Source organism: Nitrospira sp. (assembly GCA_015709715.1).
GTDB lineage: Bacteria > Nitrospirota > Nitrospiria > Nitrospirales > Nitrospiraceae > Nitrospira_A.
This window is the reverse complement of sequence record CP054184.1, coordinates 69,628-86,779: the sequence shown is the minus strand read 5'-3', so window position 1 is coordinate 86,779 and position 17,152 is coordinate 69,628. Positions and strand designations below refer to the sequence as shown.

Annotated in this window: 15 protein-coding genes and 1 pseudogene; 13 read left to right on the top strand and 3 right to left on the bottom strand. The window is 59.7% G+C overall.

The features are described from left to right. Nucleotides 1-133: 133 nt before the first annotated feature. Entirely contained in the window at nucleotides 134-1,516 is a 1,383-nt protein-coding gene (gene bioA / locus HRU82_00375; GenBank protein ID QOJ33496.1) for an adenosylmethionine--8-amino-7-oxononanoate transaminase, read from the bottom strand. Between the two features lie 141 nt (nucleotides 1,517-1,657). Between bioA and lepA the strand changes: the two genes are divergently transcribed. From lepA to HRU82_00320, 11 genes and pseudogenes are all read left to right on the top strand, one after another. Continuing rightward, nucleotides 1,658-3,469 (top strand): elongation factor 4, encoded by a 1,812-nt coding sequence (lepA, locus tag HRU82_00370; GenBank protein ID QOJ33495.1) that lies wholly within the window; start codon nucleotides 1,658-1,660, stop codon nucleotides 3,467-3,469. Continuing rightward, nucleotides 3,466-4,257: a signal peptidase I gene (gene lepB, locus HRU82_00365; GenBank protein QOJ33494.1), complete on the top strand. Its 792-nt coding sequence runs from the start codon at nucleotides 3,466-3,468 to the stop codon at nucleotides 4,255-4,257. The genes lepA and lepB overlap by 4 nt, the downstream gene beginning before the upstream one ends. Continuing rightward, complete coding sequence (gene rfaE1 / locus HRU82_00360; GenBank protein QOJ37061.1) at nucleotides 4,227-5,279, top strand: D-glycero-beta-D-manno-heptose-7-phosphate kinase; 1,053 nt, start codon at nucleotides 4,227-4,229, stop codon at nucleotides 5,277-5,279. Before lepB ends, rfaE1 begins: the two co-directional genes overlap by 31 nt. Then, the gene (kdsB, locus tag HRU82_00355) at nucleotides 5,260-6,051 is read left to right on the top strand and encodes a 3-deoxy-manno-octulosonate cytidylyltransferase (GenBank protein QOJ33493.1); all 792 of its coding nucleotides are present in this window, start codon (nucleotides 5,260-5,262) and stop codon (nucleotides 6,049-6,051) included. Before rfaE1 ends, kdsB begins: the two co-directional genes overlap by 20 nt. 31 nt (nucleotides 6,052-6,082) lie before the next feature. Beyond that, nucleotides 6,083-7,684 carry a CTP synthase gene (locus HRU82_00350; GenBank protein QOJ33492.1) on the top strand — a complete coding sequence of 534 codons (1,602 nt, stop codon included), beginning with the start codon at nucleotides 6,083-6,085 and terminating at the stop codon, nucleotides 7,682-7,684. Nucleotides 7,685-7,728: 44 nt separating this feature from the next. Continuing rightward, complete coding sequence (gene kdsA / locus HRU82_00345; protein QOJ33491.1) at nucleotides 7,729-8,562, top strand: 3-deoxy-8-phosphooctulonate synthase; 834 nt, start codon at nucleotides 7,729-7,731, stop codon at nucleotides 8,560-8,562. Beyond that, complete coding sequence (locus HRU82_00340; protein ID QOJ33490.1) at nucleotides 8,529-9,566, top strand: KpsF/GutQ family sugar-phosphate isomerase; 1,038 nt, start codon at nucleotides 8,529-8,531, stop codon at nucleotides 9,564-9,566. Before kdsA ends, HRU82_00340 begins: the two co-directional genes overlap by 34 nt. A 97-nt stretch (nucleotides 9,567-9,663) precedes the next feature. Beyond that, entirely contained in the window at nucleotides 9,664-10,215 is a 552-nt protein-coding gene (gene pgsA / locus HRU82_00335) for a CDP-diacylglycerol--glycerol-3-phosphate 3-phosphatidyltransferase (protein ID QOJ37060.1), read from the top strand. Nucleotides 10,216-10,235: 20 nt separating this feature from the next. Then, entirely contained in the window at nucleotides 10,236-10,838 is a 603-nt protein-coding gene (gene plsY, locus HRU82_00330) for a glycerol-3-phosphate 1-O-acyltransferase PlsY (protein ID QOJ33489.1), read from the top strand. A gap of 29 nt (nucleotides 10,839-10,867) precedes the next feature. Beyond that, a complete protein-coding gene (locus HRU82_00325; protein ID QOJ33488.1) occupies nucleotides 10,868-11,485 on the top strand; it encodes a TrkA C-terminal domain-containing protein in 618 nt (205 codons plus the stop codon). 193 nt (nucleotides 11,486-11,678) lie between these two features. After that, nucleotides 11,679-12,965: pseudogene (locus HRU82_00320) on the top strand (Do family serine endopeptidase). A 40-nt stretch (nucleotides 12,966-13,005) separates the two neighbouring features. Here the strand turns inward: HRU82_00320 and HRU82_00315 are convergent. Together HRU82_00315 and radC are read right to left on the bottom strand one after the other, a co-directional pair. Continuing rightward, nucleotides 13,006-15,111 carry an elongation factor G gene (locus tag HRU82_00315; GenBank protein ID QOJ33487.1) on the bottom strand — a complete coding sequence of 702 codons (2,106 nt, stop codon included), beginning with the start codon at nucleotides 15,109-15,111 and terminating at the stop codon, nucleotides 13,006-13,008. Between the two features lie 87 nt (nucleotides 15,112-15,198). Next, complete coding sequence (gene radC, locus HRU82_00310; GenBank protein QOJ33486.1) at nucleotides 15,199-15,912, bottom strand: DNA repair protein RadC; 714 nt, start codon at nucleotides 15,910-15,912, stop codon at nucleotides 15,199-15,201. A gap of 184 nt (nucleotides 15,913-16,096) precedes the next feature. Here radC and HRU82_00305 point away from each other — a divergent pair, with 184 nt between their 5' ends. Beyond that, the gene (locus HRU82_00305) at nucleotides 16,097-16,270 is read left to right on the top strand and encodes a hypothetical protein (GenBank protein QOJ33485.1); all 174 of its coding nucleotides are present in this window, start codon (nucleotides 16,097-16,099) and stop codon (nucleotides 16,268-16,270) included. Nucleotides 16,271-16,588: 318 nt separating this feature from the next. Beyond that, complete coding sequence (gene rsmD, locus HRU82_00300; protein ID QOJ33484.1) at nucleotides 16,589-17,152, top strand: 16S rRNA (guanine(966)-N(2))-methyltransferase RsmD; 564 nt, start codon at nucleotides 16,589-16,591, stop codon at nucleotides 17,150-17,152.

Below are 17,152 nucleotides of genomic sequence, written 5' to 3'. Positions count from 1 at the left end.
GATTTTATTTCGTCAGGTCGTCAGGCAGGCCGGACACAAACCGCGCAGCGCGCGTCCGGAAGTGAACATCGTCACACCCGCACAGGGAACGCTCATTGAACGCCGTGAAGAAAGAGGGCTTATGAAGGAATGCTTAGGAGAGGGAGGCCTGGGCCTCTGTCGTGTCGACGATGGCCCTGTTCAAAATTGACACCATCCGGCTGAGTTCGTGCTCGCTGACAGAGAGCGGCGGCAGGAGAACGAGGACGTTGCCGAGCGGCCGCAGCAGTAATCCGTGCGCGCGACAAGCCAGGGCAACGCGGTGCCCGATGCGCAGTTCAATCGGGTAGGGCCTGCGAGTCTCTCGATCCTCCACCAGCTCGATGCCGACCATCAGTCCGCATTGGCGAATGTCGCCCACGGCCTTCAGGTGAGTAAACGGTCGCAGCAACCGCCGGAGGAGCGCAGCCTTCCGTCGCACGCCCATGAGGGTCTTCCCCTCGCGGAAGATTTCGAGATTCGCAAGCGCCACCGCGCATCCCAGGGGATTGCCCGTATAACTGTGGCCGTGGAAAAACGTCTTCCATTCGTCATAGCGACCGAGAAACGCGCGATAGATGTCTTCCGTCGCCAAGGTGGCCGCCAAGGGCATATAGCCGCCCGTCAGCCCCTTACTGATGGCCATCAGGTCCGGCGTGACGCGTTCGTGCTCACAGGCGAAGAGTTTCCCTGTCCGTCCGAATCCGGTCGCGACTTCATCGGCGATCAGGAGTACGTCGTATTGCGTGCAGAGTTCACGCACGCGCTTCAGGTACCCTCGAGGTGCGGTCATCATTCCCGCCGCCGCTTGCACGAGCGGCTCGATGATCACGGCGGCGATCTCGCGATGTCTGGTTTGGAGGATCTGTTCCAAAGGATCGACGCAGGCCATACCGCAGGAGGGATGGGTCAAGCCGAGCGGGCAACGGTAGCAGTAGGGGGGATCGACCTCCAACGTAGGGAACAGCAGCGGTTTGAATCGCGCATGGAAGAGTTCGATGTTGCCCACGCTGACGGCGCCCACCGTATCGCCGTGGTAGGCCAGCTTCAGATGGAGGAAGGTCGTCTTCGGGCCGGCCTGCGAGTCTCGTTGCTGCCAATATTGCACCGCCATCTTGAGAGCCACCTCGACCGCCGTGGAGCCGTTGTCGGAATAGAAGACGCGCGTAAGGCCCTTCGGCGCAACGCGGATGAGCTCCCGTGCAAGTCGAATGGCGGGGGGGTTGGAAAGACCGAGCAGGGTCGAATGGGCGATCTGTCGCAGCTGCGCGGTCAACGCTCGATCGAGGCGGGGATGCCGATGACCATGAAGATTGACCCAAATCGACGACGTGCCGTCCAAATATTTTCGCCCCTCCGTGTCGATCAGGTAGGAGCCGCGTCCCCGTTCGATGATGACCGGCAGGTCCCGTTCCCATTCCTGCATCTGCGTGAAGGGATGCCAGAGATACGTATGGTCCCAGGCAGCGAGTTGAGCCGTCCTGCGTGAAAGTGTCATGGGGTAATCGTAGAGATCGACCGGTCGGCGTCCATCCGCGCCCGTTGAGGCCAGATCCCGCGCGGCGCGCGGATTATATCGGTGGGCGATTGCTTTGACAACCTCGGAAGCGGCCACTATAATGAACCGATTTTTGGGGACATGAGCCAGGATTTGCAAAGTCTCATCCGAAATTTCTCGATCATCGCCCATATCGATCACGGCAAATCGACCCTCGCTGACCGGTTCCTAGAAGCCACGGGCGCCATCACTGCCCGAGAGTTCAAAGAACAGATCCTCGACGCGATGGACCTCGAGCGTGAGCGCGGCATCACGATCAAGGCCCATGCCGTGGCCATCCGGTACAAGGCGCGCGACGGCAAGACGTACCTGTTGCACCTGATCGATACGCCCGGCCACGTCGACTTCACCTATGAAGTCTCGCGGAGCCTCGCCGCGTGCGAAGGTTCGCTGTTGCTCGTCGATGCGACCCAAGGCGTGCAAGCCCAGACCATCGCCAACGTCAATCTGGCCATGGGCAATCATCACACCATCATTCCGGTCATCAACAAGATCGATTTGGCCAGCGCGGACGTCGAAGGCACGAAGCACCAGATTTCCGAAGTGCTCACCCTGGATGCCAGCGACGCCATGCTGGTCAGCGCCAAGGAAGGACGCGGGGTGCCCGAGGTCCTCGAGGCCATCGTCACACGAATTCCTCCGCCCTCGGGCAATCCCAATGCGCCGCTGAAGGCCTTGATCTTCGATTCCTGGTTCGACAACTACCAGGGTGTGATCGTATTGACCCGGATCGTCGATGGATCGGTCAGGCCTGGCATGAAAATCAAAGTGATGTCGAACGACCGGTTGTTCGAGGTGACGGAGGTCGGGCAGTTCACCCCGAAGCGCACCAAGGGGACGCAACTCCTGACCGGAGAGGTCGGATACCTCTGCGCCAACATGAAGGAAGTGGCCGACGTGAAGATCGGCGATACCCTGACCGATGCCGCGCGACCGACAGACCAGCCGTTTCCCGGGTACAAGGAAGTCAAACCCCTGGTGTTCTGCGGACTCTATTCAACCGACACGGCCAAGTACGAGGACCTCCGCGACGCCCTGCTGAAATTGCGCCTGAACGATTCGTCCTTCATCTACGAACCGGAGACCTCGCTCGCCCTCGGGTTCGGATTCCGTTGCGGATTCCTCGGGCTCCTGCATATGGAAATTATTCAGGAGCGGCTGGAGCGGGAATACGGGCTCACCCTGATCACGACGGCACCGACGGTCATTTACCGGGTCCTGACGACGAAGGGCGATGTATTGGAGATCGACAATCCCGCCGAGTTGCCGGATCCCGGTTCGATTGCCTCGTTCGAAGAGCCTTTTATCGTAGCCACGCTGATCTCGCCGGAACGGTATGTCGGCACGCTCTTACAATTGTGCCAAGAACGCCGCGGCATCCAGCGCAGCATCCATTTTTTGGATCCGACCAGGGTGATGATCACCTATGAACTTCCGCTCAACGAAGTCATCCTGGATTTCTACGACAAACTCAAATCCAAGACCCAAGGGTATGCGTCCCTCGACTATGAACTGCTGGGTTATCGAGAATCGGACCTCGTACGACTCGATATCTTGCTGAACGGGGAACCGGTCGATGCCCTGTCATTCATCACACATAAGGATCGCGCCTACCAACGCGGTCGCCAACTGGCCGAAAAAATGAAAGAGCTGATTCCCAAGCAGATGTTCGAAATCGCCATCCAGGCAGCCATCGGCAACAAGATCATCGCGCGGGAAACCATCGGCGCCATCAAGAAGAACGTGACGGCCAAGTGCTACGGCGGCGACATTTCCCGCAAACGCAAGCTGTGGGAGAAGCAGAAGGAAGGCAAAAAACGCATGAAGGCGGTAGGCAGGGTCGAGGTCCCGCAGGAGGCATTCCTCGCGATTCTCAAGGTATCGGAAGAATGAACGTGGAGCCCAATCAGCCGCGTCCCGATGATGCTCCCGCTACGAGCGGTCCGGTCGCACCACCAGCTCCGGCAGAGCGGACCGTACCCGAGGCGCCGATCGGAAGCGCCGCCTCCATGGCCCATTCCTCCCACAAATCCGTCGTCCGGGAGTATGCGGAAGCGATCATCATCGCCATGTTGTTGGCTTTTGCCATCCGCGTGTTCGTCGTGCAGGCGTTCAAGATTCCGTCCGGCTCGATGATCCCCACCCTGCTGGTCGGGGACCACATCTTGGTCAGCAAACTCTCCTACGGACTCCAGTGGCCGACGGACTGCAAATTTCAACCGGGCTTCCCTCCGATCACCTGTTACTCGTCGCGGACGGTGATTCCCTTCGGCTCGATCCAACGCGGGGACATCATCGTGTTTCGGTTTCCCGAAGATGAGGATAAAGACTTCATCAAACGCGTCATCGGACTGCCCGGCGACACCATCCAGATCCGCAACAAAGTCGTGCACGTCAACGGCATACCCTACGAGGATCGCGGCTTCACCCAGCGCATCGATCCGGGCGTCATCGACGGCCACATCAATCCGCGCGACAATTTCGGCCCCGTGACGGTCCCGGAGGATGCCTACTTCGTGATGGGAGACAATCGAGACCAAAGCCTCGACAGCAGATTCTGGGGCTACGTACGGACGGAAAAGGTACGGGGAAAGGCGTTTCGCATCTATTGGTCGTGGAGCGGCCAGGGATCGTGGACCGAATGGGTACGATGGGAACGATTCGGAAAAGCCATTCGGTAGGGCGCGCGACACCGAGTCCGGCCCAGCCGAGCAGGCCTGGGTTCGACCAGGACGCGTTGGCGGCCTGCGTGCGTCGCTTTCCAGGAGCCAGCGTGCTCGTAATCGGGGACTTGATCCTCGACCATTATGTGTGGGGCCGGGTAAGCCGGATTTCTCCCGAAGCACCGGTTCCTGTCGTGCATGTGGAATCCGAGTCGCTCAAATTGGGTGGAGCGGCCAATGTCTTCAACAACATTCTCGCGCTCGGCGGACAGGCTGACCTCTGCGGAGTGATCGGAGCTGATGAGAGCGGACGGCTCCTGCTGAAGGAGTTGGGCGGGCGCCGGCAACATCGCGGCGGGGTCGTGATCGATCAGGATCGCCCGACGACCCGCAAAACCCGCGTCGTGGCCCACAACCAACAGATCGTCCGCTATGATATCGAACGTCGCAACGAACTGTCGAAGACGCTTCAGCGACGCATCCTTCGGTATGTCGAGTCCCGACTCAAAGAGCTCTCCTGCCTGGTGGTGTCCGACTACGCCAAGGGTGTGGTCACCACATCGCTGATGGCGGAGTTGACTCGGTTGGCCCGTCAGCGCAAAATTCCCATCGTCGTGGACCCCAAGGTCGAGCATTTCAGCTTTTACAAGGGGGTGACGGTGGTCACCCCGAATCATCTGGAAGCCACCCAAGCCACAGGCGTGCACGGCGAAGACGACCAGGCGATCAATCAAGCCGGGACGATCCTGCATCAGCGGCTGGGCTGCGACGCCGTGCTGGTGACGCGCGGGGAGCGCGGCATGAGTCTTTACCAAGGGCACGGCGACCAGTGGCACATCCCGACGCGTGCGCGACAGGTGTTTGACGTCACCGGCGCGGGGGACACCGTGGTGGGGACCCTGGCGCTCGCCCTCTCGACGGGAGCCCCCATACGCGATGCCGCCATCTTGGCCAACCAAGCCGCTGGCGTCGTCGTGGGCATGGTCGGGACCGCCACAGTGACCGCCCCGCAATTGATCGATGCCTTGGGACAGGCCTGACATGGGCCGCTCCGTCACGCTGGTAATCCCGGCACGATACGGCTCTTCCCGCTTTCCCGGCAAACCCCTGGTGGATTTGCTCGGCAAGCCGATGATTCAACATGTCTATGAGCAGGCTCAGGCCTGCCGGGCTGTGTCGGACGTCCTGGTCGCCACGGATGACGAACGGATCAAAACAGCGGTCGAGGGGTTTGGCGGTCGTGTCATCATGATGACGGAACCCTACCGTACCGGGACCGATCGCGTCGCCGCGGTCGCCGCCGCCAGGGGAGGCGACTGTTTCATCGACCTACAGGGCGACGAGATTCTCCTCCACCCCGATCTGATTACCGACTTGGTCGAGCCCTTCCTGGCGAGTGAGGCCTTGATGGGTACGCTGAAACGGCGGATCGACTCCGACGAAGACCTGCACAACCCCGGTGTGGTCAAGGTGACCACCGATCAGGAAGGCTATGCGCTGTATTTTTCTCGTGCCCCGATCCCGCTCGTGCGGGATGATCCGCGGCACGCGGCGGCGCCGGGGCTGCACTTCATCCACCTCGGCCTCTACATCTATACGAGAGACACGTTGCTGCGCCTGGCTTCGCTCCCGACCGGCGTGCTGGAAGACGCGGAGAAACTTGAGCAATTGCGCGCGCTGGAGCACGGGATTCGCATTCGCGTGTGGGAAACCAGCCACGCATCTCTGCGCATCGACAGCCCGTCCGATGTCCCGGGTGCGCTGGAACAACTTCGCAGTCGTGCCGGCGTTGCGGGAGTCGTTCCGCAATGAAGACGGTACGCACTTACAAGAAGGTGTCACGATGAGCAAGTTGATCTTTGTTACCGGAGGAGTCGTGTCGTCGCTCGGAAAGGGCTTGGCCTCGGCTTCCATCGGTAATTTATTGGAAAGCCGCGGGCTGAAAATCACGTTCTTGAAGCTTGACCCTTACATCAATGTCGATCCGGGCACGATGAACCCCTACCAGCACGGCGAGGTCTATGTCACGGAAGACGGGGCGGAGACCGACCTGGACCTCGGTCATTATGAGCGTTACACTTCGCTGACTCTCTCCCGCGAAAACAATTACACGACTGGCCGCATTTACCACTCCGTCATTACCAAGGAGCGGCGCGGCGACTATCTGGGCGGCACCGTGCAAGTGGTGCCGCACGTCACCGATGAAATCAAGCAATGCATCATGCGGACTTCGCAGGGCATGGACGTCACGATCGTCGAGATCGGCGGCACCGTCGGCGACATTGAAAGTTTGCCCTTTCTCGAAGCGATTCGACAGATTCCATACGATGTCGGGCGGGACAACGTGCTCTACGTACACTTGACATTGGTGCCCTACATCGGCGCAGCCGGAGAACTGAAGACCAAGCCGACGCAACATTCCGTCAACAAATTGCGCGAGATCGGTATCCAGCCGAACATCCTCCTGTGCCGGACCGACCGGTATCTGCCGCCGGAACTCAAGGCCAAAATCGCCATGTTCTGCAACGTCGAGAAAGATGCGGTCATCACGGCGAAGGATGTCGAGACGATCTACGAAGTTCCGATCGTGTTCCGGAAAGAAGGGCTGGACGAGTTGATCGTGCGCCAGCTGAAGCTCGAAACCGGGCCCCCGAACCTGCGCGAGTGGGATGCCATGGTCCAGAAGATCAAGCACCCCAAACACGAGGTGTCGATCGCGCTGGTCGGCAAGTATGCGGGACTGAAGGAGTGTTACAAGAGCCTGGCCGAAGCGCTCGTCCATGGCGGCATCGATCATGAGACGCGTGTGAATATCGCCTGGATCGAATCTGAAGACGTCGAACGGCAGGGCACCGAGCGCATTTTGCGGGAGTGCGACGGCATTCTCATTCCCGGCGGCTTCGGCGCGCGCGGGATCGAGGGGAAAATCATCACGATCCGATATGCGCGCGAACATCAGATTCCCTTCCTCGGCCTCTGTTTGGGCATGCAGTGCGCCACCATCGAATTTGCGCGACATGTCGCCGGTTTGGCCGGCGCCAACAGCGCAGAGTTCGACGAGCGATCGCCGCACCCCGTCATCCACCTGATGTCGGACCAACAGTCCGTCAACGAGAAGGGCGGCACGATGCGGCTGGGCGCCTACACTTGTCAGCTCGGGGAAGGTACGCTCGCCCAGAAGATGTACGGCGTGAGCGAAGTGCGCGAACGGCACCGGCATCGATACGAATTCAACAACGCCTATCGGGAGCAGCTGACTGCCAAGGGGCTCGTCCTGAGCGGCTTATCGCCGGACGGTCGACTGGTGGAAATCGTGGAGTTGCAGAACCACCCCTGGTTCCTGGCGACACAATTCCATCCGGAATACAAATCACGGCCGCATCACCCGCACCCCTTGTTCAGTGGATTCGTAGGGGCGGCGTTGCGCCGCAAGTGCGGCCACTGAGCTGAGGTGCTGAACATCCTGCGATCCCTGTGAAGCCGGAGACTATGGCGTACGAAGTCGAACTTGGAACGTTTAAAATCGGGGCGGGGAATCGGCCGTTTTTGATCGCAGGTCCCTGTGTGATCGAAGACGAACGACTCGTCATGGAGACGGCGGCACGGATTGCCGGCATCGCGAGAGCGATCGGGATGCCGTACCTGTTCAAGTCGTCGTTCGACAAGGCCAACCGAACGTCCATCACGTCTTTTCGCGGACCAGGCATCGAGAAGGGCTTGGCCGTGCTCAAGAAGGTGAAAGACGAGCTCGGTCTGCCGGTCTTGACGGATGTCCACACGGAAGAACAGGCTGCCGTCGCTGGTGAGGTGGTTGACGTCCTCCAAATTCCCGCGTTTCTCTGCCGCCAGACGGATCTACTGATCGCCGCGGCCCAAACCGGCAAAGTCGTTAACATCAAGAAAGGGCAATTCCTTTCGCCCGCGGAAATGGGCAACGCCGTCAAGAAAGTGGAAGACAGCGGCAATCGTCGGATCATCCTCACCGAACGGGGTTCATCGTTCGGGTATAACAACCTGGTCGTGGACATGCGCTCCTTTCCGATCATGCGCCGGTTCGGCTATCCGGTGGTGTTCGATGCGACCCACAGCGTGCAACTCCCCGGCGGTGGAGGCACGACGTCCAGCGGACAGCGCGAATTCGTCGAACCGTTGGCCTGCGCCGCGGCCGGGGCCGGATGCGACGGATTTTTCATGGAGGTGCACCCTGATCCGGATTCTGCCCTTTCGGACGGACCGAACATGGTGCCGCTTGGTTCTCTTCAAGCCTTGCTCGAACGGGTGGTGCGCATATGGGACGCAGCCGCAGCACAACCGATCCGGTAACCGCTTCAGTCGGCGCTCAGCCCGCCCAGGACGCCACGGTCGACCCCAGCGTGAAGGAGGGGAGACGTGTCTTGGAAATCGAGGCGCGGGCAGTGCTGGATTTGACGGCTCGCTTGGACGGCCGATTCGCCCAGGCAGTGACATATCTGTATGACTGCCAAGGGAAGGTCGTCATCTCCGGCATGGGCAAGTCGGGACTCATCGGCCAGAAAATCGCCGCGACGCTCGCCAGCACCGGCACGCCTTCGTTCTTTCTGCATCCCGCGGAGGGTGTGCATGGGGATCTGGGCATGCTGGCCAAGCGAGATGCCTTGATCGCCATTTCAAACAGCGGCGAAACACAGGAAGTGCTGCAACTCCTGCCGTTCGTCAAACGGATGAACGTCCCGGTGGTGGCGATGACGGGCAATATGAACTCCTCGCTCGCCAAGACCAGCGATGTGACCCTGGATATTTCCGTCCACGAGGAGGCTTGCCCATTGGGCTTGGCACCGACCGCCAGCACGACGGCCACCCTGGCCATGGGAGATGCCCTGGCGGTGGCCCTCCTCCAGAAACGCGGATTCAAACAAGACGATTTCGCGCAATTCCACCCGGGCGGGACTCTCGGCCGGCGCCTGCTGGTCAAGGTCCGCGACCTGATGCAGCAAGGAACGCACCTCCCTCGAGTCCGTTTCGACGTGTCGGGCGCCGACACCATTCTGGAGATGACGTCCAAAAAGCTCGGGATGACCACGGTGCTGGACGGAGAGGGCGCACTCTATGGCATCGTCACCGACGGAGACCTGCGTCGATTCATTCAGCGGGGCGGAGACTTCAGCAAGGTGACAGCCGGCGATCTGGCCAGCCGCAATCCCAAGACCATCGGTCCGGATGAACTGGCGACCGCGGCTGTCGCATTGATGGAACGGTTCTCCATCACGTCCTTGGTCGTCATGGAGCCGCCCAACCGGTTGGCCGGTGTCATCCACTTGCATGACCTGCTAAAAAACGGCATTGTGTAGCGGTATCACCCGAGAAACTTACCCAGACACGACCATGGGCGAGAACTGGAAACAAGCCGGACTCCTGCTGATGCGGGCTGCGGGCCAGGAAAGCAACATCAACCTGCCCAATGTCCTCACCTTTGTTCGAATTCTGCTTATCCCTGTCTTCGTCCTCCTCCTGATGGACCCGACCCCGGATCGCGCGCTCTCAGCAGCCCTCATCTTCGTAGTGGCCGCTGTAACGGACCTCCTTGACGGATATGTGGCGCGGAAGACTGGTCAAATCACCAAACTTGGACGCTTGATGGATCCCATCGCAGATAAGCTGCTGGTCCTCTCGGCCTTGATCCTGCTCGTTCAGGTCGACCGAGTCAGCGCATTGGTGGCCATCTTGATCATCGCCCGAGAGGTCGCGGTGACAGGGATTCGCGCCATCGCGGCGACCGAAGGGGTCATCATCTCCGCCGAAACTACTGGGAAGTATAAGATGGCGTTACAGGTCATTGCCCTCGTCTTACTCATCCTGGAAGGCACCGTCGTCGAAGCGATCGGCAATCTCCATCTGGCCGGCATCGTCACCCTCTACCTTTCCCTCATGCTCGGCTATGTCTCAGGGGCTCAATATGTGTGGAGCTTTTGGCGGCAGATCGGGACGAAGGGATTGTAGGAGCTTAGCGATCGGCGATCATGGATAGTTCCTGGTTCGTCTGGTTCCTCGTCCTACTTGCCTATACCTTGGGATCCGTTCCGTTCGGTGTGGTGGTGTCGCGGCTGCTTGGCATGGCCGATCCACGGACGGCCGGGAGCCACAATGTCGGCTTCACAAACGTCCTTCGCGTCAGCGGCAAAACGGCCGGCATCCTGACTCTCATCGGGGATATCGGCAAGGGCTGGTTGGCCGGTTGGGCGGCCACCCTCTGGCTTGCGGAGGAAAGCTCTATTCTGCTCGTTGCGCTGGCTTCGATCCTCGGTCATCTGCATTCGGTTTTCTTGCGCTTCAAAGGAGGCAAGGGGGTGGCCACGGCCTTGGGAGCCGTGTTGGGCGTGGCGCCGTGGATCGGGCTCACGCTTATGCTGCTCTGGATCGGTGCCGTGTTTTTGTGGAAGTACTCCTCAGGAGGAGCCCTGCTTGCGTTCGCGGCGTTTCCGTTGGTGGCGTTGATTGCCCATCGATCCTGGTTGTTTATCGGCTTTGCGGGCTTGGTAAGCCTCCTGATTTGGATCAGACACAGGGACAACCTGATCCGCTTGTGGAGCGGAACCGAATCCCGAATCGGACAGACAAGTTAACATAATACATCTTATCAGACATTTATCCCATGCCTGCCTTTGAGCTTCTTGCCCGCCTTCGAAAAGAACTCTCGCTGACCGGTACCGCGTTCTATGAAATCGTCGTTGCCATCGCCGAGCGTGTGAATCGGAAGGTCCAGGTTCTGCGCCTCCACGGCCAGGCCACGAATATCCTGCATCACATCCACCTGATTCACCGGGATGTCGGTCGGTCCATCGCCGAGCCGGTTGATCCGGCGAACCGATCCGAAACTTCTCCATCGAACGAAACCCTTCGGGTCGCGGCCGAGCGCATCTCGGCACAGCGAGCCGCTCTCACGCAGATCGAGAACCACATTCGAGAGCTGAAGGTTGAATTGGCCCAAGAAGAACTGCTGGCGATCCAACGTGACCTGGGTCTCCGCGATGCAGCCTTTGAACGAGTGACCGTCGCAAAAGGCGCGCCCATCGTTGGGCACCCGCTGGGCGAATTCGAGTTTGGTCCCACCACGAGGCCGGTAGCGGTCTTTCGCGGGCCCTTCCTCCTCCTTCTGTCAGACAGCCTCACGCTTCGTGCCGACGACATCGTCGTCCTGGTCGGGCTTCGTCAAGACCTCGCACGATGCCTCCCCCTATTCCAGACCGCCGCTGCCTCCAAGTCCGCTTGACCCACGCTTCCGTCGTAAAACAGGAATCTGGTATTCTGTAACGGCACTGGTACCGGTACCGTTGCAGGAGATGCTCCCCATGACCAGACCTCGTCCCACTGTCTCAACGCTCTTTTTCAGTCTGATTCTGCTGTGCGGATGGCTCGGCAGTGCAACGACCGTTCTTGCCGGGCCTGAGCCGGGCCTCGCTGCCCGTAAGGACTCCCCTGGTTTGCGACTCCTGGAAGACCTCCAGACGGTCATCACGGACCTGGCCGAGGAAGCGAAACCCTCAGTCGTAAGCATTTTCCCGGTGCAAGTCCCAGGGCGCTCCCGCGAGGTGGCCGGTGAACGCAATTCGACCGGATCCGGCTCCGGTGTGATCGTCGACCCAAACGGCCACATTATCACCAACAACCATGTCGTCGGTGATGCGACGGAGGTCGAGGTCCGCCTGTCCGACAAAAGCAAATTGTTCGCCCAGGTCATCGGAAAGGACCCCGATACTGATCTGGCGGTTCTGAAAGTGACTGCCGACCACCCCCTCCCCTCCGCCCGCTTCGGCGACTCCAGCGGTGTGAAGGTGGGGCAATGGGTACTGGCCGTCGGAAATCCCTTCGGCTTGGATCGAACCGTGACGCTCGGCGTGGTGAGCGGGATCGGCCGAGAAAACATCAACTTGTCCCGCTACGAGAACTTTATTCAGACCGACGCCTCCATCAACCCAGGCAACTCCGGCGGCCCCCTCTTCAACCTGCGCGGCGAAATCATCGGGATCAACACCGCCATCATCAATTTCGCACAGGGCATTGGCTTCGCCATTCCATCCAATATGGCCAAACAGGTCATGCACCAACTGATCACGAAAGGCAGGGTCACCCGAGCCTGGTTAGGCGTCGGGCTGCAACCCTTGACTCCGGATTTAGCCAAGAAATTCGGCGTGGAGGAAAACGAAGGCGTCCTGGTCAACGAGGTGTTCGAACGCGATCCTGCCGCCATCGCCGGAATCAAGCCCGGCGATGTCATCACCAAAGTCGACGGCGCGCTGGTGGATACGCCGAACAAACTCTCGCGCTTGGTCGCAGGATTGGAACCTGGCTCGACGACGAACGTGCAGGTCGTACGGGACGGTAAGCGCCTGACCCTGAATGTCGCATTGAGCGAGCGACGAGACTCGGTCGTGACGGCCTCCCTGCCGCAATCCCGGTCAGAAGTGAAACTCGGCATCGACGTCCAGGACTTGACCGCAGGACTCGCCGACAAGTTTCATTTGAATGAAAGCAGAGGAGTGCTGATCTCGAAGGTGGAGCCCGGGAGCCTCGCCCAAGCAGAGGGCCTGCGCGAGGGCGACCTGGTGAAGGAAGTCAACCGAGTCGACGTCGGCACCGTCGGCGAGTTCACCGTGGCCGTCTCCAAAGTCAGACGAGGCGATACGGTCCTGCTGCGCGTCTTGCGCGAAGGGCGTGCGTTTTACGTCGTTCTCAAGCCGGCCGATCACTGAGCCCGCTCATGCGACTCAGACGTGAGTGGATCGCTCGCGATCACGACCCGACGCCCGCGTGGTGAGCGGCTTTATGGTCCTCCACGATCCGGACGGCCACTTCTCGCGGAACCTCCTCGTAGTGTGCGTGTTCCATGACGTAACTCCCCTGCCCCCCGGTCAGAGAGTTGAGCGCCGTTGCGTAGGTCAGCATTTCGGCCTGCGGTACCAACGCCTTGATGGTTTCCAGATGTCCGTTCGCCGCTACCGTGACGATTCTCCCACGCCGGGCATTCAAATCTCCTATGACCGCCCCGATACAATCCGCCGGCACATCCACCTCCACCGCCATCAGCGGCTCCAACAATACGGGATGGGCGGCCTCAAGAGCCTTTTTCACACCCAGTGATGCGGCAATTTTGAAGGCCAGCTCGGACGAATCCACGACATGATAGGACCCGTCATACACGGTGACTCGCACATCGACGACGGGACAGCCGGCCAACGGCCCCTCCCGCAAGGATTCAACCACACCTTTTTCCACCGCCGGAATGAAGTTTCTGGGAATAGCTCCACCGACGATCTTATTCTCGAACTCGAACCCTTGGCCGCGCGGAACCGGTCCGACTTCCAGCCAGCAATCTCCGTACTGACCATGTCCCCCCGTCTGCTTCTTATATTTTCCCTGCGCCTGCGCAACACTCCGAATGGTTTCTCGGTAGGAGATTCTGGGCGCGTGCAACGACACTTCGGCGCCGTACTTGCGGTGGAGTTTTTCCAGCGCCACATCGATGTGGAGTTGCCCCCTTCCGCCCAGAACCATCTCCTTCGTTTCCCCGTTGCGATGAAACTCCAAGCTGGGGTCCTCCTCAATCAACCGATGCAGACCCAAACTCACCTTTTCAATCTCCGCCTGTTGTTTCGGCGTGATCGCAAAGGACACCACCGGCTTCGCAAAGGAGATCCCGGGATACCGAATGGGCGCGTGCTCATCGCAGAGGGTATCGCCGGTCAAACTGTCCTTCAGTTTGCCGACTGCGACGATGTCACCCGCAATAGCGGCAGGGATCACAGTGTATTTCTTCCCCAAAATCGAGAAGAGATGTCCGCCCCGCTCTTTCACCTGGCGGGTCGAGTTGTAGAAGCCGCTATCGGCCTGAAGCGTCCCCGAATAGAGGCGGATATACGACAGTCGACCGACAAAGGGATCGATGAGGGTTTTAAAGACCAGCGCAGAGAACGGTTCCGTCGGCAGGGGCTCACGGCTGATGGCGGCAGATTCAGGCTGAAGATCGAAACCGTGAATGGGATGGAACCGAGCACGCATGATCGGCGAGGGCAACAGTGTCACCATAGCGTCCAGCAAAGTCGAAACCCCGATCTGCTTCAGCGCGGATCCACCGACGACGGGAAGCAGGCGGCATTGGTGGGTTTGGCTCCGTACCCCCTCCAGCAGGGCCTCACGCCCCAGATCCCCATCGGTGACATAACGCTCCAGCAATTGATCGTCGCCTTCGGCCACCCGTTCGACCAGGCTTCGCCGGGCGCGCTCGAGCGCATCCTGATAGTCCTGCGGCACCGGTCCAGCTGTTGCGTGAGGCCGACCGGCCTGTGCCGTCATCAGACGATCCTGTAAGAGTTCGATCACACCGCTCAATTGGGCCCCCCTGGCATTCGGCACGATCAGGGGCACGGCCAAGACGTCCAAGTCCTTTGCAATCGTTTCCACAATCTGCTCGAAGACCGTTCCGTCTTTGTCCAGACCGTTCACGAAGACCAGACAGGGAAGCGCCGCCTCCTGAATCATTCCCCATAACCGCTGGATCTCGCTTCGCAGCCCCGTGGCAGCATTGATGACGAGCACTACCCCGTCCGCCACACGTAGTGCCGACTGCATTTCCCCCGCCAAACTCGGCGCCCCTGGAGTATCCAGAATATTGAGATGGTGATCATGGTAGGGGCAATGCAGGATGCTCGTACTGAGCGAGCTGTGCCGGTGAAGCTCTTCGGGCTCGAAATCCGACACGGTCGTGCCGGCTGTGATTGAGCCGGGGACGGAGACGGTTCCTGTACAGAAAGCTAGGGCTTCCACGAGCGTGGTCTTGCCCGTACCCACATTCGATACCACAGCTACATTCCTAATGGACTCAGGGGAGGGACCTTGCATAGTAACCTCCTTCGCCACGTCGGCGGCCATGTAGGCCTGGTTAGAAAGATCGCTGCCCGCGACACCATCCTTTCTGCATCCGCATGCTCACGTCGTACCATCCCGCTTCAACCACCCTTGGTCTGCGAAACTGACATAGGTTCCGTCCCCCACAATGAGGTGATCTAAAACCTGGATTCCCAGGAGCGCCCCGGCCGAGGCCAGCCTGGTCGTCAGGACTCGATCTTCCTGACTGGGCGTCGGGTCTCCGCTGGGGTGGTTGTGTAGAAAAATGACCGCCGCCGCGGAGGCCCGCACGGCCGGAATGAACACTTCCCGAGGGTGGACAATACTTAGGGTCAGGCTACCTTCGGAAATGGTGACATCCCGAATGACCTGATGTTTCGCATCCAACAGCACCACCGCGAAGATTTCGTGCCGGAGGTCACGCAGACGCGCATGGTAATGCTTGAACAGGTCGGCGCTGGAGTGAATCCTGGTTCCTGTCGTCAAGGGTGAGGACAACGCGCGTTTTCCTACTTCCACAGCCGCTTTCAATTGAGCCGCTTTCGCCGGCCCCACGCCGGGAATCGCACACAATTCTTCCGTCCCACAGTGAATCAAGCCATAGATACCTCCGACCCGTTCCAGCACTTCCATCCCCACATTCAACGCCGAGGCATCTTGGCGTCCGACCCGTAAGAGGATCGCCAGGAGCTGCGCGTCCGACAGGGTCTCTGCCCCTTCGCGTAGCAACCGTTCACGCGGGCGCTCCATTTCCGGCCACTTTCTGATGCCTTGCTCCGAGTGAGACCTAGTCATGGGCAGGTCACTCGACAAAAAACTGTCGTCTCGCACCTTTTTGTGCCGGTCACTTGACGGGTTTCCGATCCTGTGTATGCGGAGGAGCCATTGCAACCATTTGAAAAATCACAATTTGACATTTTGGTGCAGCTCTTGCTTGGAAGCGGTCACAGCTGTGAACGTCACCACCCAGGAGGAACACATGGAATGTCCGAAGTGCAAAGGCATGATGATGTTAGAGCGGTTCTCCGATTTCTTTCTGATTTTTTACGCATGGAAATGCATCAATTGCGGCGCCATCATCGACCGAACCATTTCGGCCAACCGCCGGAAAAGCCTGGCCGCCCGCGAGGCGCAGCCTGTCGCGACTCGTTAAGGACACAATTTCGTTGTTTGGTTGCGTGAGGAACGGGAGGATATGAAGGCCCTGCAGCATCGGCCGCCTCTTCAGCCCGCGTGAACCGCACAGCGATGCGTTCCGCATTATAACGAGCCCTCTCAGACCCGTCAAAACTCCACCTCCGGTTCGACGCTCACGGCACTCCCCGCCCTAGGGCGGGGAGTAGATACTTTTCCCTCCACGAACTCCTCCAATCAATGTTCGCCCTCGTCTCACCTTGACCCCTTCAAAAACGCTGTGTTAGAGTTTCTTGCTCCTTAGCCTCAAACGAATGGCTCTCACCCAGCTACGATCATGCGTGTCATCGCAGGGGTTCATCGGGGGCGCCGATTGTTCGGCCCCAGGGGGAATGCCATTCGGCCGACATCGGACCGAGTGAAGGAAGCCCTTTTTTCAATTCTCGGCACTCGGGTCACCATGGCCCGCGTACTCGATCTGTTTGCCGGAACCGGGTCGATCGGCATCGAAGCCCTCAGCCGGGGGGCCACCCACGTAACGTTCGTCGAATCCGATGGCGCTGCGCTCCGCCTGGTGCAGGCCAACCTGGAACGGTGCGGGTTTCAACAGCAAGCCACCGTGTATGGATTTCCCGTTCAAAACTTTTTCCGCCGAGAGACCGATCGGCTCATTCCCTATGACATCGTGTTTTGCGACCCGCCCTATGCTTCGGTACCGGACCTCGTCACCATCATTCAACGCTGGCGCGCCGATTGGTTGACAGACGACGCCCTCGTGGTGATCGAACATGGAAAGCACACGGACCTCCCCTCGACGCTCGGCCCTCTAAGTCTCGTGAAACGCTACGACTACGGCGATACGGCTCTCTCACGCTTTCAACTCGCGGAGAAAGGCCGGTAA

Excerpts from the sequence above, each read along its gene's own strand:
- bioA (QOJ33496.1), bottom strand. The coding sequence starts at position 1,516 with ATGACACTTTCACGCAGGACGGCTCAACTCGCTGCCTGGGACCATACG.
- lepA (QOJ33495.1), top strand. The coding sequence starts at position 1,658 with ATGAGCCAGGATTTGCAAAGTCTCATCCGAAATTTCTCGATCATCGCC.
- lepB (QOJ33494.1), top strand. The coding sequence starts at position 3,466 with ATGAACGTGGAGCCCAATCAGCCGCGTCCCGATGATGCTCCCGCTACG.
- rfaE1 (QOJ37061.1), top strand. The coding sequence starts at position 4,227 with ATGGGAACGATTCGGAAAAGCCATTCGGTAGGGCGCGCGACACCGAGT.
- kdsB (QOJ33493.1), top strand. The coding sequence starts at position 5,260 with ATGCCTTGGGACAGGCCTGACATGGGCCGCTCCGTCACGCTGGTAATC.
- HRU82_00350 (QOJ33492.1), top strand. The coding sequence starts at position 6,083 with ATGAGCAAGTTGATCTTTGTTACCGGAGGAGTCGTGTCGTCGCTCGGA.
- kdsA (QOJ33491.1), top strand. The coding sequence starts at position 7,729 with ATGGCGTACGAAGTCGAACTTGGAACGTTTAAAATCGGGGCGGGGAAT.
- HRU82_00340 (QOJ33490.1), top strand. The coding sequence starts at position 8,529 with ATGGGACGCAGCCGCAGCACAACCGATCCGGTAACCGCTTCAGTCGGC.
- plsY (QOJ33489.1), top strand. The coding sequence starts at position 10,236 with ATGGATAGTTCCTGGTTCGTCTGGTTCCTCGTCCTACTTGCCTATACC.
- HRU82_00325 (QOJ33488.1), top strand. The coding sequence starts at position 10,868 with ATGCCTGCCTTTGAGCTTCTTGCCCGCCTTCGAAAAGAACTCTCGCTG.
- HRU82_00315 (QOJ33487.1), bottom strand. The coding sequence starts at position 15,111 with ATGCAAGGTCCCTCCCCTGAGTCCATTAGGAATGTAGCTGTGGTATCG.
- radC (QOJ33486.1), bottom strand. The coding sequence starts at position 15,912 with ATGACTAGGTCTCACTCGGAGCAAGGCATCAGAAAGTGGCCGGAAATG.
- HRU82_00305 (QOJ33485.1), top strand. The coding sequence starts at position 16,097 with ATGGAATGTCCGAAGTGCAAAGGCATGATGATGTTAGAGCGGTTCTCC.
- rsmD (QOJ33484.1), top strand. The coding sequence starts at position 16,589 with ATGCGTGTCATCGCAGGGGTTCATCGGGGGCGCCGATTGTTCGGCCCC.